The 14,816-nt window shown below is 58.6% G+C and carries 16 protein-coding genes and 1 tRNA gene; 2 read left to right on the top strand and 15 right to left on the bottom strand.

Annotated elements, in window-relative coordinates; translation table 11 throughout:
* Positions 1 to 8: 8 nt before the first annotated feature.
* From prfA to DAAHT2_RS03045, 14 genes are all read right to left on the bottom strand, one after another.
* Positions 9 to 1,082 (bottom strand): peptide chain release factor 1, encoded by a 1,074-nt coding sequence (prfA, locus tag DAAHT2_RS03110; RefSeq protein WP_013162845.1) that lies wholly within the window; start codon positions 1,080 to 1,082, stop codon positions 9 to 11.
* 115 nt (positions 1,083 to 1,197) lie between these two features.
* Entirely contained in the window at positions 1,198 to 1,407 is a 210-nt protein-coding gene (rpmE, locus tag DAAHT2_RS03105) for a 50S ribosomal protein L31 (protein ID WP_013162844.1), read from the bottom strand.
* A gap of 105 nt (positions 1,408 to 1,512) precedes the next feature.
* Positions 1,513 to 2,778: a transcription termination factor Rho gene (gene rho, locus DAAHT2_RS03100; RefSeq protein WP_013162843.1), complete on the bottom strand. Its 1,266-nt coding sequence runs from the start codon at positions 2,776 to 2,778 to the stop codon at positions 1,513 to 1,515.
* A 481-nt stretch (positions 2,779 to 3,259) separates the two neighbouring features.
* Positions 3,260 to 3,892: a dephospho-CoA kinase gene (coaE, locus tag DAAHT2_RS03095; protein WP_013162842.1), complete on the bottom strand. Its 633-nt coding sequence runs from the start codon at positions 3,890 to 3,892 to the stop codon at positions 3,260 to 3,262.
* A gap of 81 nt (positions 3,893 to 3,973) precedes the next feature.
* Positions 3,974 to 4,948: an RluA family pseudouridine synthase gene (locus tag DAAHT2_RS03090; RefSeq protein ID WP_013162841.1), complete on the bottom strand. Its 975-nt coding sequence runs from the start codon at positions 4,946 to 4,948 to the stop codon at positions 3,974 to 3,976.
* Between the two features lie 33 nt (positions 4,949 to 4,981).
* Complete coding sequence (locus tag DAAHT2_RS03085) at positions 4,982 to 5,479, bottom strand: CarD family transcriptional regulator (RefSeq protein ID WP_013162840.1); 498 nt, start codon at positions 5,477 to 5,479, stop codon at positions 4,982 to 4,984.
* A 63-nt stretch (positions 5,480 to 5,542) separates the two neighbouring features.
* Entirely contained in the window at positions 5,543 to 6,136 is a 594-nt protein-coding gene (gene pth, locus DAAHT2_RS03080; RefSeq protein ID WP_013162839.1) for an aminoacyl-tRNA hydrolase, read from the bottom strand.
* Positions 6,137 to 6,141: 5 nt separating this feature from the next.
* Positions 6,142 to 6,711, bottom strand: a complete 570-nt coding sequence (locus DAAHT2_RS03075) for a 50S ribosomal protein L25 (RefSeq protein WP_013162838.1) — start codon at positions 6,709 to 6,711, stop codon at positions 6,142 to 6,144.
* 73 nt (positions 6,712 to 6,784) lie between these two features.
* Complete coding sequence (locus DAAHT2_RS03070) at positions 6,785 to 7,732, bottom strand: ribose-phosphate pyrophosphokinase (RefSeq protein WP_013162837.1); 948 nt, start codon at positions 7,730 to 7,732, stop codon at positions 6,785 to 6,787.
* Between the two features lie 28 nt (positions 7,733 to 7,760).
* A tRNA-Gln gene (locus tag DAAHT2_RS03065) sits at positions 7,761 to 7,835 on the bottom strand.
* Complete coding sequence (ispE, locus tag DAAHT2_RS14200) at positions 7,815 to 8,687, bottom strand: 4-(cytidine 5'-diphospho)-2-C-methyl-D-erythritol kinase (protein WP_013162836.1); 873 nt, start codon at positions 8,685 to 8,687, stop codon at positions 7,815 to 7,817. The genes DAAHT2_RS03065 and ispE overlap by 21 nt, the downstream gene beginning before the upstream one ends.
* A complete protein-coding gene (locus tag DAAHT2_RS03055) occupies positions 8,668 to 8,979 on the bottom strand; it encodes a DUF1844 domain-containing protein (RefSeq protein ID WP_013162835.1) in 312 nt (103 codons plus the stop codon). Before DAAHT2_RS03055 ends, ispE begins: the two co-directional genes overlap by 20 nt.
* A gap of 34 nt (positions 8,980 to 9,013) precedes the next feature.
* Entirely contained in the window at positions 9,014 to 10,600 is a 1,587-nt protein-coding gene (serA, locus tag DAAHT2_RS03050; RefSeq protein WP_013162834.1) for a phosphoglycerate dehydrogenase, read from the bottom strand.
* Between the two features lie 209 nt (positions 10,601 to 10,809).
* The gene (locus tag DAAHT2_RS03045) at positions 10,810 to 11,280 is read right to left on the bottom strand and encodes a hypothetical protein (RefSeq protein WP_157861397.1); all 471 of its coding nucleotides are present in this window, start codon (positions 11,278 to 11,280) and stop codon (positions 10,810 to 10,812) included.
* A gap of 18 nt (positions 11,281 to 11,298) precedes the next feature.
* Between DAAHT2_RS03045 and DAAHT2_RS14580 the strand changes: the two genes are divergently transcribed.
* Both DAAHT2_RS14580 and cysS read left to right on the top strand, forming a co-directional pair.
* Positions 11,299 to 11,535 carry a hypothetical protein gene (locus tag DAAHT2_RS14580; protein ID WP_157861396.1) on the top strand — a complete coding sequence of 79 codons (237 nt, stop codon included), beginning with the start codon at positions 11,299 to 11,301 and terminating at the stop codon, positions 11,533 to 11,535.
* Positions 11,536 to 11,621: 86 nt separating this feature from the next.
* Positions 11,622 to 13,106: a cysteine--tRNA ligase gene (gene cysS / locus DAAHT2_RS03040; protein WP_013162832.1), complete on the top strand. Its 1,485-nt coding sequence runs from the start codon at positions 11,622 to 11,624 to the stop codon at positions 13,104 to 13,106.
* A gap of 158 nt (positions 13,107 to 13,264) precedes the next feature.
* Here cysS and DAAHT2_RS03035 read toward each other — a convergent pair whose 3' ends face one another.
* Positions 13,265 to 14,437 carry a hypothetical protein gene (locus DAAHT2_RS03035; protein ID WP_013162831.1) on the bottom strand — a complete coding sequence of 391 codons (1,173 nt, stop codon included), beginning with the start codon at positions 14,435 to 14,437 and terminating at the stop codon, positions 13,265 to 13,267.
* Between the last annotated feature and the right edge of the window lie 379 nt (positions 14,438 to 14,816).

The following is a 14,816-nucleotide window of genomic DNA, read 5'->3' as shown; positions in this document are numbered from 1 at the left end:
TTGAAAGATTAAGCACGGTGTTCGCTCTTGAGGGCTTCGGTTTGGAAGTGCAGCATCAAGGGTTCAACCACCTCATCCAGGTGACCCATCATCACATCATCCAGGCGATAGATGGTAAGGTTGATGCGATGCTCGGTGAGACGGTTCTGGGGAAAGTTGTAGGTCCGGACACGCTCACTGCGATCACCGCTGCCCACCTGGCTTTTACGATCACTGGAGATCTGGTCGTGCTGTTCCTGCTGCAGCTTGTCCAGCAGCCGGGCCCGCAGAACCTGCAGGGCCTTGGCCTTGTTTTTGTGTTGGGATTTTTCGTCCTGGCAGCTGACCACCAGGCCGGTGGGCAGGTGGGTGACCCGCACCGCAGAATCGGTGGTGTTGACACTCTGCCCGCCGGGGCCGGAAGAGCGGAAGACATCGAATTTGAGCTCGGAGGGGTTAATCTTGAGCTCCACCTCTTCGGCCTCGGGCAGCACCGCCACGGTAACCGCCGAGGTATGGACCCGCCCCTGGGTTTCGGTGGCCGGCACCCGCTGCACCCGGTGTACCCCCGATTCATACTTGAGCCGGGAGTAGACATGCTCGCCGCTGATCAGGGCGATGATCTCCTTGTAACCGCCGATCCCGATGGGGTTGCTGCTTAGAGTCTCCACCTTCCAGCCCAGTTGTTCGGCGTAACGGCTGTACATGCGAAACAGGTCGGCGACAAACAGGGCGGCTTCATCTCCGCCGGTGCCGGCCCGGATTTCCAGCAGCACATTCTTTTCATCGTTGGGATCTTTGGGCAACAGGGCCAGGCGCAACTCTTTTTCAAGTACAGCGATGCTTTCCCGCAGCTCCCCGTTTTCCGCCCGGGCCAGGGCCAGCATCTCTTCGTCTTCCTCTTCCTCGATGAGCTGGCGATTGGCGGCAAAGTCATGCTGGGCCTTAAGGTAGCGGGCGTAAAGATCATCCAGCTTACTGACCTGGGCGTGTTCCTTGGCCAGGCCTTTAAAGCGCGCCGGATCCTGCATCAGATCAGGGTCCGACAGCCGGTCTTCAAGGTTTTTTTTGCGGTCTTTAATGTCGGCTAGCTGTTCAAACATGGCACGGTAGAGAAACTAAGGATTACCTAGGCAAATACAAAAAACGCCCCAGGACCGCGCCGATTGCTGCATTACGGCGCACCACCTGGGGCGTTAAGAGGAGGAGCAAAGAAAACTATTTTTCCATGGTCCGACCGTACTTCTTAAGAAACTTCTCCACCCGCCCGGCGGAGTCGATCAGCTTCTGTTTACCGGTAAAGAAGGGATGACAGGCGGAACAGATTTCCACCTTGACCTCCTCAATGGTCGAACCGATTTCCACTTCGTTGCCGCAGGCGCAGGATGCCTTGATTTTATGATATTCCGGATGGATACCTTCCTTCATGACCGTCAACCTCCAAATAAAATGAGCAAATGGCAATATTAAAACGGGAAATTATAACCTTTTTCCCCAATGATGCAAGCAAAAAACCACCGACCGATCCGGTCGTTACTGGCTGCTGCTTACCATGGAGGCAAAAAAATCCTCATTGGTCTTGGTCCGCTTCATCTTGTCCAGCAAAAACTCCATGGCATCAACGGGGTTCATGGAGGAGAGCAATTTGCGGAGAATCCAGATCTTGTTCATATCTTCGGCGCTCAGCAGCAAATCTTCCTTGCGGGTGCCGGATTTGGTGATATCGATGGAGGGAAAGATCCGCCGGTCGGCCAGCTTGCGATCAAGCACCAACTCCATATTGCCGGTGCCCTTGAACTCTTCAAAGATCACATCGTCCATGCGGCTGCCGGTTTCGATCAGGGCCGAGGCGATGATGGTGAGGCTGCCGCCTTCCTCTATGTTGCGGGCCGCCCCGAAAAAACGTTTGGGCCGGTGCAAAGCATTGGAGTCCACCCCGCCGGAGAGGATCTTACCGCTGGGCGGCACCACGGTATTGTAGGCCCGGGCCAGGCGGGTGATGCTGTCCAGCAGAATAACCACATCTTTCTGGTGCTCCACCAGCCGGCGAGCTTTGTCCAGGACCATCTCCGCCACCTGGATATGGCGCTGGGGCGGCTCATCGAAGGTGGAACTGATCACCTCGGCGTTGACGCTGCGGGCCATGTCGGTGACCTCCTCGGGCCGCTCATCGATGAGCAGCACGATGAGGATGACCTCCGGGTGGTTTTTGGTGATACTGTTGGCGATATCGGTGATCAGCACGGTTTTACCGGTGCGGGGCGGGGCCACGATCAGCCCGCGCTGGCCCTTGCCGATGGGGGCCATCATGTCCATGATGCGGGTGGAAAAGTTGGCCGGATCCCGCTCCAGGTTGAGCCGTTCATTGGGATGCAGCGGGGTGAGGTTGGAAAAAAGGGTTTTGTCGCGGGACTTCTCAGGGGGGTCGAAGTTGACCCGGTCCACTTTGAGCAGGGCAAAATAGCGTTCGCCCTCCTTGGGGAAGCGGACCGGCCCTTCCACGGTATCACCGGTACGCAGGTTCAGGCGACGGATCTGGGAGGGGGAAACGTAGATATCGTCGGGGCCGGGCAGGTAGTTATAGTCCGGCGCCCGCAGAAAACCGAAACCATCCGGCAGCACCTCCAGCACCCCACCCCCGTAGTTATCCCCGTTTTTGCCCTGAGCGGCGCTCTGGTGCTGCAAAATGGCAAAAATAAGTTCCTGCTTGCGCATGCCGGCATAGCCTTCGATATTCATCGATTTGGCGATACTGGTAAGCTCGGCAATCTTTTTTCTTTTCAACTCCCCAATGTTCATGAATGTATACTCTCCTTGCTGCATGATAACGACAGGACTTACCGGAGTTCCCGCACCGGCGCAGAACGGCAGGAAATGACCGGCAAACCCAACAGAATTATTTATATTTTTCAGTTTTGGCCTGGCAGTTTAAATCAAAAGCGCACCCTCGGAATAAATTGCCGGCAACACCGCACGAGGGTCAGCAGCGCAGAGCGGACGTTGTCACGAAACAAAGTAATCCAGAGATCAGAAGGGCAGAATTATCCGCATGAAAACAAAGGTGTAAATCAGGAAAGGAAAAACGAGCACGATCGCCGGGGGTTTCCCCTGCTTCCTTCATATACTTTAAATACGCTTCAACTTATAAAATGATTGTCATCTTTGCCCGAGGGAATGATGGGAATAAATTCCACTGGCCAGCGGAATTTCGAGGATAGTATTGACTTGGCATCACACTGTCAAGGCTTTTCCTCATTTTTTCTTCGTTTTTAATCCTTTTTCAACTTTTTTTGCCGGCCAGGCAAGGCCTGGAGGGGCGCAACCGTTGCAGGCGCGGCAGCAAATCGTCGAGCCGGCGCCGGGTCTGTTCCCAGTCGCCGGCATTGCTGATCAGCAGATCGGCCCGGCGGGCCTTCTCTTCCGGCGGCAGTTGTGCCGCCAGGGCCGCCAGGGCCTCATCGCGGCCGACCCTGTCTCTGGCCTGCAAGCGCCGCCGGCACTCATCAGCCGGCGCCTGCACCACCAGCACCAGGGCAAAATCATCCTGCCAGCCCGCTTCGTAAAGCAAAGGCACCTCCACCATGATCGGCCCGCTACCGGCCGCCGACAGTTGGGCGGCACGGCTCTGCATGGCCCGGCGGATCAGCGGGTGCAGCAGGCGATCAACCTCCGTCCGCAAGGCGGGATCGGCGAAGATTGCCCGCCGCAGGCCGGGACGATCAAGCTCGCCGTCGGGCTTCAAAAAGCGCTCACCGTAATGGCGTCGCAGGGCCTGCCAGCCTTCCTTCCCCTGGGCCATAAGCTCGCGGGCCAAGTCGTCGACATCAAGGCGGGGAAAGCCCCCCTGTTTAGCCAGGTATGCCGCCACCCGGCTCTTGCCGGCGGCAATCCCGCCGGTAATACCGACCAGCACAGCGGCTCCCCGCTGCTCTAATGGCTTTACGGGCCTCAAAGAGCCAGCGCGATCTTCAGCGGCCATCTCCAGCCCCCATCTTTAAACAGCTTCAATTTCCCGCAGCCTGTCCAGACTGGCCTGCAGGTCGACCCACAGCGGGGCAGTAAAGGTTAACCGGCGGCCACTGCGGGGATGGTTGAAGGCCAGCCGCCAGGCATGAAGCCACTGCCTGTCAATGCCGTACGGCATATCTTTTTCAGGGTTGCGACCATAAAGCCGATCGCCGGCCAGAGGATGCCCCAAAGCGGCCATGTGAACCCTGATTTGATGGGTGCGGCCGGTTTCCAGGAGCAGTTCCACCAGGGTGTAACCGGCGCTGAAACGCTGCCGCACCCGCCAGTGGGTCACCGCCTCCCGCCCCCCTTCCCGCCGCACCGCCATCTTTTTCCGGTGCACGGGATGGCGGCCGATGGGCAGCACGACCTGGCCGGTATCTTCGGCCAGAATGCCGCGCAGCAGGGCCTGATAAGTTTTCTCCACTTCCCGCCCCTTGAATTGCTGCACCAGATTGTGGTGGGCCAGGTCATTTTTAGCCACCACCAGGCAGCCGGAGGTATCTTTGTCCAGCCGGTGTACTATCCCCGGTCGCAACTGGCCGCTGATTCCGGACAGGTTCCGGCAGTGGTGGAGCAACCCATGCACCAGTGTTCCCTGCCGATGCCCGTCGGCAGGATGCACCACCAGCCCCGGCGGCTTGACCAACACCAGAATATCTTCATCTTCATAGAGCGGGGTAAATTCGACTTCTTCGGCCACCAGCTCGGTGGCTTCGGGTGGCGGCACCTGCAGATCAACCCGGTCACCAGCCTTAAGCAGCATCCCGGGTTTCAACGGACCGGCTTCGACACCGGCCGATTCCACCCTCACCCGGCCTTGACGGATCAGGGACTGCAGCCGGGAACGGGTCAGCTCAGCAGACCCTGCCGCTCGTGTAGCCAGCACCAAGTCCAGGCGCCGGCCCGCCTCGTGGGGGGCGACAACGAAGGCAAAGGATGAAGTTTCAGCCAAGGTCACTTAAAATGGGGGCAGGGCAGTCGGTGGGAAAAATCAGGAAAAGATCCGGTCGATGTGTTCCGCCACCTGCTCTTCCTGGATTTGCTTGGCCAGGGCAATTTCCTTGACCAGCAGGGTTTTGGCGGTATCCACCATCTTGCGCTCGCCAAACGAGAGATCCTTGTCTCCCCGCAGCAGCAGCAAATCGCGCAGTACTGCGGCGATTTCGAAGATGGAGCCGGTTTTGATCTTGTTGGTGTATTCGCGGTAGCGCTGATTCCAGGGCTGGGATTCGGTTTCCACATCCCGCTGGTTGAGAATGGCAAAAACCTGCTGCACATCGTCGGCGGAGATGATGTTGCGCAGACCCACCGTATCGCAGGTGGTGGTGGGGATCATCACGGTCATGTTGGACTCGATGAACCGCATCACATAGAATGACTGTTCTAGCTCGCCAACTTTGCGTGACTCGATGGACTCTATCTTACCCACGCCATGAGCCGGATACACGGCCATATCACCAACGCGAAACATTTCCAGTGTTGCACTCATAAGCTTCTCCCCCACTACCAAGGAATTAACGAAGCTTAACTATACCATGCCCACCGGCAATTATCAAACACTCTCTTGCAAATCCGCGCCAGTAGAGGCATTGACCAGGTTCATGGCCGCCTGGAGGTCGCGTTTGAGCAACATTTCCACCCCTTCTTCGAGAAAGGGCAGCAACTTGTCCACCACTTGCAGTTCGGCCGGGGAAAAGCGAGCCAGCACAAAACCGGCGGCCGCTCTGGCCGCCGGCGGCCGCCCGACCCCGATGCGAAAGCGCACAAAATCGCGGCTGGCCAAGTGATCCATCAGCGACTTGATTCCGTTATGGCCGCCGGCCCCCCGCCCCTGCACCAGGCGACAGGCGCCCAGAGGAAGGTCCAGTTCATCCTGGAACACCACCACCGAGGTTGGCTCAAGCTGGAAAAAACGGGCGATTTTCCCCACCGCCAGACCGCTGCGGTTCATATAGGTAAGGGGCTTTACCAGCATTACCGGTTGCCCCCAGAGCGTTCCGCGCCCGACCTCGGCGTCCCACTTTTTTTCGTTTTTAAGACTGATGCCGTGCCGGTCGGCCAGGTAGTCCGTGAAAATAAAACCGACGTTGTGGCGAGTAAGTTCATACTCGCCACCCGGGTTACCCAGCCCAACCAAAAGACGCATGGGCTTTACTCGGTGCCGCCGGCAACCGCCACACAGACCTCGTCTTTGCCCTGCACCAGCTCAACACCTGCGGGCAGGGACAGCTCGCCGCAAGTCAGCTCGCTGTTGGGACCAAGGCCGGAGACATCGACCTCGATATCATCGGGAATATCCAGGGCCTTGCCCTTGAGGCTCACCTTGTGCAGCGAGGTGACCAGGTCACCGCCCATGTCCACCCCTTTGGCCTTGCCGCGATAGCGGAGAGGCACCTGAAAAACCAGCGGTTCATCCAGGGAGATCACGTAAAAATCGGCATGGAGCACCTGGTCCAGGATGGGATCGGTCTGGATCTCGCGGGTCACCACGTGATGAATCTTCTCCCCGCCGTCGTCGGACACCTCCAGGTTGATCACCGAATTACGGCGATGTACCGAAAAAAGGGCCTTGGTAAAGGTGTGGGTATCCAGGCTCAGGGCCTGGGGCTCCATTTGCGGGCCGTACAACACCGCCGGGGTCCGGCCGGCACGACGCAGGCTGCGGGCCGCACCTTTGCCACGCTGATCGCGTTTGGCGGCTTTAACGTCTACTTGCAACATGATCTTCTTCCTCCTGAATTAAAACAACTGACTCAAGGCCGCCCCGACTTCCCGGATTGACGGCAAAAAAATATTAAACAAAAAGCGAGCTTACCGAGTCATCGGCGTGAATCCGGTGAATCGCCTGGGCCAGCAACTTGTTAACCGATAACACTTTGATCTTGGCGCAATCCTTGGCGGCGCCACGCAGGGGCACACTGTCGGTAATGACCAGCCGGCTGAGCCTGGACTGCTCCAACCGGTCGATGGCCGGGCCGGAGAGCACCCCGTGCGAACAACAGGCGATCACCTCGGTGGCCCCGGCCTCCATCAGCACATTGGCCGCCGAACATAGAGTGCCGGCGGTGTCCACCATGTCATCGAGGAGCACGGCGATCTTGCCTTTGACATCGCCGATCACGTTCATCGCTTCGCACTCATTGGCCCGTTCCCGGCGCTTGTCGACAATGGCCAGGGTGGTGTTGAGCCGCTTGGCAAAGGCCCGGGTTCGCTCCACCCCGCCGGCATCGGGGGAGACCATCACCACCCGCGACGGGTCAACCTGCCCCTTCAGGTAATCAAGCAGAACCGGGGCGGCAAAGAGGTTGTCCACCGGGATATTGAAAAAACCCTGAATTTGACCGGCGTGGAGGTCCATGGTCAGCACCCGGCGCACCCCCACCACCATCAGCATCTCGGCCACCACCTTGGCGGTGATGGGCACCCGCGGCGCCACCTTGCGATCCTGTCGGGCATAGCCGTAGTAGGGCATCACCGCGGTAATCCGCCTGGCCGAGGCCCGGCGCAGGGCGTCGGTGATGATCATCAGTTCCATCAGGTTATCGTTAACCGGAGGGCAGGTGGACTGGATAATGAAGACATCCCGCCCCCGGACATTTTCTCCGATTTCGACGAAAATCTCGCCGTCGCTGAAGCGCCGCACCTCGGCTTTGGTAAGTGGAGTCTGCAACTGGTTGCAAATACTTTCCGCCAGAGCCGGGTTGGCATTACCGGCAAGGATTTTCATCTCGTTGACAGGCAAGGGACAGGGCTCCTTAAAATTGCTGAAATGGCTGGGGCGGCAGGATTCGAACCTGCGAATGCAAGAGTCAAAGTCTTGTGTCTTACCGCTTGACGACGCCCCAGCAGGGTCTGGTTACATAAACTTTTCGGTATTGCCGAGCCATGCCGGCAGCGCAGGCCCGGGCCGCCGGCTCTTCAGCAAAAACGGCGAACATGGTGGGGCCGCTGCCGGACATCAGGGCCGCTGAAGCCCCCGCCGCCAACAGTTGCCGACGAATGGTCGCCAACTCGGGATAACCGGCCAGGGTCACGGCCTCCAGGTCGTTATGGGGGGGCAAAGCCTCCGCCGCTGAAGAGCCGGTAAAGTTAGCGGGATCGCTCTGTTTTGTCAATGGAAAGTTGTCATAAACCCACTTGGTGGAGACCCCGAAGCCGGGATTGACCAGCACGATCCAGTTGACCCCGGCCGGCACCGGCACCGGCGTCAACTGCTCACCGATGCCCCGGGCCCGGGCCGCCGGTTCCGGCTGAACAAAGAAAGGCACATCGGCCCCCAGCGGCCGGGCCAGGGCCTGCAACTGCTCCAGCCCCAAACCGGTGCCATAAAGCTGGTCCAGCCCCCGCAGCACGGCGGCGGCATCACTGCTGCCCCCGCCCAGACCGGCGGCCACCGGGATTCGCTTGGTTAAAGTGATTTCAAGGGCCGGGTCAAGACGGCAATGGGCAAAAAAGGCCGCCGCCGCCTGATACACCAGGTTAGCCGGCCCGGTCGGCACTTCTTTGCCCGGGCAGCGCACTTCAATCCCGGCGGTCGACCGGCGCCGCAATACCAGATCATCGGCCAGTTCCAGCTTGATCATCAGGGAATCAAGCTCGTGGTACCCATCGGGCCGTTTGCCCAGAATACGCAGATAGTAGTTGATCTTGGCCGGCGCCTGGATTGCCAGTTTACGCTCAGCGGGTGAGCTGGACATAGCGCATCCGCAGGTCGTACAGCATGTTGCCCAGCAACTCCTTTTCCTGGTCGGTAAGATTGCCGGCGGTCTTTTCTTCCAGCAGGCGCAGGGTATCGATGGTGTGTTTGGCCAGGGCCAGGTCCCGCTGCTTGGCCCCGGTCTCAGGATCTTCCAACTCCCCCAGGTGCAGCAAGGCGGAGGTGTTTAAAGAGAGCACCAGGGTGGTAAAGGTAACCTCGGGCAGCACACACTTGCCGTCCTTCAACACCTGCCCCGGAGGGCAGCACTTTTCCCGCTTACCATTATCCATGCCAACCTCCTCTCCCGGCCGCAAAAGTCGTCGTTTATGGCAGGTCGAGTACCATGGCGTCGTGGATATTATCCAGGGCCTTGACCTTTTTGAGCAACTCACGATCCAGCAGGGAATCGGTGTTCAGCAGAATGATGTTGCGCCCCGAATCCTGTTCCCGCCCCACGGTCATCCGGGCGATATTGACCCCGGCATCACCGATGGTGCTGGCCAGTTTGCCGATCACGCCGGGCACGTCGTTGTTGTGCACAAACAGCATGGGACCTTCGGGCAAGGCCTCCAGGCGGAAGGTGTTGAAGCGCACCAGACGGGGCTCTTTTTTGCCGAACACGGTGCCGGCCAGTACGTTCTCACCCTCGCTGGTCTTAACCCGCACACTCATCAGGTTGAGGAAATCGTCGGACTGCCCGGTTTTGGATTCCACCACCCGGATGCCGCGCTCTTTGGCAATCAGGGGGGCGTTGACATAGTTGACCGCCTCCCGCAGGATGGGGGTAAAGAGCCCCTTGAGCAGGGCCACGGTGATGGGGGTGGTGGTCTGCTGGGCCAAATCACCGCTGAACTCCACCACCACTTCTTCCACTCCGCCCTTGGCAATCTGCATGTGCAATGCACCGATCATCTCCGCCAGTTTCACGTAGGGGCCAACCTTGGCCATTACGTCGGCGCTCACCGAGGGTACGTTAACCGCATTGACCACCGTGCCATGCAGCAGGTAATTGCTCATCTGCTCGGCGATGGCCACGGCCACGTTTTCCTGGGCCTCGGCGGTGGAAGCACCCAGATGGGGGGTGCAGATGAAGTTGTCCAGCCCCAGCAGGGGGCAATTTTCCTTGGTGGTGGGTTCCACCTCGAAGACATCCAGGGCCGCGCCGCGAATGGTGCCGTTCTTCAGGGCCTCGTAAAGCGCTTTCTCTTCCACCACCCCGCCCCGGGCACAGTCGATCAGCATCGCTTCGGGCTTCATCAGGGCAAACTGCTCGGCCCCCAGCACATGCTTGGTCTCGGGGGTCAGCGGCACATGCACCGAAATGTAGTCGGCCCGGCGGCAGAGTTCATCCAGGGAAACCAGTTCGGCGCCGAGCTTTTCCACCTGCTCCTTGGGCATGTGGGGGTCAAAGGCAATGACCTTCATCCGCAACCCCATGGCCCGCTCGGCAAAGATCCGGCCGATCCGGCCGATACCCACCACGCCCATGGTTTTGCCGGTAACCTCGCGACCCTGGAACTTCTTTTTCTCCCACTTGCCTTCCTTCATCGAGGCGGTGGCCTGGGGAACATTGCGGGTCAGGGCCATCATCATGGCCACGGCGTGCTCGGCGGCGGTGGTGGCGTTGCCGTCCGGGGCGTTCATCACCACGATACCCTTCTGGCTGGCGGCGGCCACATCGACATTATCCAGCCCGATACCGGCCCGCCCCACCACCTTGAGGTTGTCCGCCGCCTCGATGATCTCGGCGGTGACTTTGGTGGCGCTGCGAATCACCAGGCCGTCGTAATCGGCAATAATGGCCCGCAGTTCCTCGGGGCTCAGACCGGTGCGTACATCAACTTCAAGCCCGGCCTCACGCAGGATGGTCTCGCCCACCGAGGCGAGGTTGTCACTGATTAATACCTTCATCAAATTCACTCCAGTTGTTGACTGTTTAGCCGGCCGATTCCGGCTTCACCGGGCAGTCGCCACCGCTGAGGAGCAGACTGTTATGCCCGCCACGCCCCAGGATATAAACAGGCGCGTACCGTTAAATTAAAAAAAGATCGACTATGATGCCATCGCCCTGTTTTGTCAAGCGGTAAACGCAACCACCGCCGGCCGCCCCCGGTTTCTGTTTAACGGCCGGGCTGATCGCGAAAGAGGGCGGAAAAATCCGCCGGGCCATCATCCTCCGGTTGCTGCTGCTGCTCTTGGTCGCGATGCCGGTCAAGCAGGCAATCTTCCCGCAGTTTGGCACAGGTATCCAGCAGCAGCCGCCGCGGGAAATCAGGCTTGACAAAATAGATCAGCACATGCTCCCGGATGCCGGCCAACAGCTCGGCCAGCACCTGCTCTTTTTCCTGTTCATCAATGAAATGACGGGTACGATTTACGCTGAACTCCAGCTTGTCGCCCAGGCGGCTCATGATCTCTGCGCGCAGCCGATCATCGGGCTCGGTAAATTGCGCCGCCAGCTCGGCCGTTAGCGGGCATTCCGCGGCGCATTGCAATTCCACCAGCCAGCGGTCACCGGCCAGCCGACGGGATTTGTCGTAGAAAGTCAGGCGCAGGCCATTGGGCAGGGTATTTTTTTCCAGAAAATCCATCAAATTAAAATGCTCCCAGTGATTAAAATCGATCTTTGGCCCGCCGAAATCATTAAAGGTGCTGCAGGTGACCTTGGACTTCATGAGGCCGAGCAAAGCCGTTTTCAGAGCAAACACCAGGCAAAAAAAGCAGGGTCGGCTTTTTCCCCGGCCTGCCAGGTTGATACCAGACAGCAAAAGAAGTATATATGGGTGCGGCTCTTTTTCTTTTTGCCGGTTCATCATAATTTATTCCGGCAACGACGACAAACATAAATCCCGGCAGCAGCCTGCGGCCCCCGTGATCGGTTACCGATGCCGCAGCAACCCTCAACCAAACTCAGCACATATACGGTTAATCAATGCCCATTCTCATCCACAACACCAAAACCGCTCGCAAAGAAAAACTGGCCCCCCTGGAAGAAGGTCATGTAAAGATGTACGTCTGCGGGATTACCGCCTACGACTATTGCCATATCGGCCACGCCCGCTCGGTGCTGGTCTTCGACATGATTTACCGCTACCTGCAGCACCGCGGCTATCGTGTTACCTTTGTCCGCAATTTTACTGATATCGACGACAAGATCATCAAGCGGGCGCAGGAACAGGGCACCACTTGTACCGAACTCTCCCAGCGTTTCATCGCCAAGTTCCATGAGGATATGACGGCCTTGAACACCCTGCCGCCCACCCTGGAGCCCCTGGCCACCGAGCATCTGCCGGAGATGATCGCCATGATCGAAGAACTGGTTGCCAAGGACCTGGCCTATGAGGCCCAGGGAGATGTTTACTACCGGGTGCAGCGTTTCGCCGGCTACGGGGTCCTGTCCGGCCGCGGCCTGGAAGACATGCAGGCCGGGGCCCGGGTGGCGGTCAACGACAACAAGGAACACCCCATGGATTTTGTGCTCTGGAAGGCCAGCAAGCCCGGTGAGCCGGCCTGGGACAGCCCCTGGGGGCCGGGGCGGCCGGGCTGGCACATCGAATGCTCGGCCATGGGCAAAAAGTACCTGGGGGAAACCTTCGACATCCATGGCGGCGGCAAGGATCTGGTTTTCCCCCACCATGAAAACGAGATCGCCCAGAGCGAGGGGGCCAGCGGCAAATCTTTTGCCAACCTGTGGGTCCACCATGGTTTTGTGACCATCAAAGATGAAAAGATGTCCAAATCTCTGGGCAACTTTTTAACCATCCGCGAGGTGTTGGAGCGCCACCCGGCCGAAGCGCTGCGGCTCTTTGTCTTCTCCACCCATTACCGCAACCCCTTGGACTACTCGGAGACCGCCCTGCAAGACGCCGAAGCCGCCCTGACTAGGATCTACAGCGCTTTGGCGGCGACAGCACAGTTGCCGGGCGCCGCCGGCGATCCCTCGCCGTCGGCATCGGTGGTCGGCGAGAAAGACCGGGACAAGCTGGCCAAGCTTGAGCAAAGCTTCCACCAGGCCATGGATATCGATTTCAACTCTGCCCTGGCCCTGGGACGGATCTTCGACGCCATCAAAATAATCAACAAGGTCCGCCAGGCCCTGCCCGCCAATCCGGCCCCGCAGGACCTGCAGCTGCTGCAACAGACAGCCGCCACCATCCGGGACCTGACCGCTGTTTTCGGCCTGGCCCAGGAAGAGCCGGTGTCCTGGCTGGAAAAACGCCAGCAGCGGCTGCTGGCTCAGCTCAGCATCAAGCCGGCGGAGATCGAGGCCCTGCTGGAACAGCGAGAGCAGGCACGCCGCGACAAAGACTGGGCGGAAGCCGACCGCATCCGCGACCAGTTGCTCCAGCAGCGGATTGTAATCAAGGATGGTCCGGATGGCACCAAATGGGAAGTATTACAGGAGCAGCAGAGTTGATCACGTAATAAATGCAGGCCGGTTACGGAAAGATACAGGTGAAGAAAACAGTCGACAGCCACGAACCCATAAAACAGGAATAAAAAGCAGGGGGTACGTTCCCGGCGCCGGCCTGGGCGGCCGGCGCCGGGAACGCAGGGGTTGATCAACTCAGGTGATCAGTCTTTGGCGTTATAGAAGAGATATTCAAGCACCCGCTCCTGGGGCAGGTATTCGGTGCCGGTGGTACCAGACACCGTGTGGTAGGAGCTGTAAACCACCACCCCGTCGCCGTGGAAAAAGCGCATGGTAAGGGGCTGAATCGGCTCATCCAAGGTGATAATACCCTCAAGGTCACCCTGTACCAAGGTGGTCACCGTAGCACCCTGGGCCGAATCAACCGGATTCAGCAGGTGCCAGCCACCGGCAAAACCGGTGAGGAAAATGCCGTGATCCGGCGCGATGCAGGCACCATCGGTGCAGGTTACGCTGGCCAGCCACTTGGCCAGAGGGGCGTAGACCACCTCCGATTCCGGCTGAGCACCACCAGGACCAGACGCGATTCGCTCGACATACTCTTCAAAGGGCTGAATCACAAAAGGGCTGGCCAAATCAGTGGCATACAGCCGGCCACCCTGCGCCACGTAGTCTCTCAAAACTTCGTTGTTAACACCCGCAGAGGAGGCACCACAATTTACATAAACAATGTCATATTCATCGATTTTATATACTCCCGGCGTCACCTCCTCAAAAAGCTCGGAGGCTGCATTGGAGGCGTACAGATCAAAAGTTTGTGTACCTGTCACCAGTTGACCGACATCATTGACCTCACCCAAACCCAGCTTGGCCAGCACGTTTTCAATGCTGTCGTATGCACCCTGAATTACCGCAATATTAGCGGCCCCCTCAGCCACCGTGGCCGAAAAGACCATATCTGCGCTTTGCCCAATTACCAGGGTGGTCTGGACCGACCAGGCATCCTTGGTGGCCTTGATGGTCACCTCCTCGCCGGTCTGGGCATAATCCGCCGGCACCGTCAGTTCATAGCTCCCTTCTTCGTCGGTGCAGGTCCAGGCCACCCAGGCTTCGGTGGGCTCGGGGCAGGTTGCTGCCTGCCGCGCCGCCAGGCTGCTGGTGGAGCCGGAAGAAGGAATGTAGACCGTGGCATTGGGGATCGGGGTTGATCCGTTGGGGGCATACAGCACCCCGCTGAGCACCTCGCCGGTTACGATCGGATCTGCGCCATTGCCATTGTCATCATCATCTTTCTTCTTGCTGCTGGAGGAACTGCTGCTGCAACCGACAAAGGCCAGCAGCATAACACCGGCCACCAACATGGTTAGTTTCTTCATTTCTTACCCTCCTTCCAGGTAAATGGTTTACCAACTCTCCATTGCGGGCATCCACCCGTTTATCTCCGGCCAACCGGCAGCCATGGGCTGCTCAACATGATGGCCATTTACTCACCATCCTAGCTTTTGGCAATAACGATTGTCAAATGCAAAAACGAAAAAAGCTACCGACACAAATGCACCTTTTTCCGGCTATGCTAGCATAACCAGGCGATAGCGTCATCACCCAAATGAGTGATTTTGCCTGCTGCCGAAAATTGCCTGGCCATGCTTAACGGTGAGCGCCGGCAACACATTATGGCGTAAAATATTTTTTTATGGTTTGCTGTTGGGTAAGGCGTCGGCAATCAGTTCACCTTTTGCCTGCCTGTCCTCTTAA

It is taken from the genome of Desulfurivibrio alkaliphilus AHT 2 (assembly GCF_000092205.1).
Taxonomy (GTDB): domain Bacteria; phylum Desulfobacterota; class Desulfobulbia; order Desulfobulbales; family Desulfurivibrionaceae; genus Desulfurivibrio; species Desulfurivibrio alkaliphilus.
This window is presented reverse-complemented; position numbering and strand designations above follow the sequence as displayed.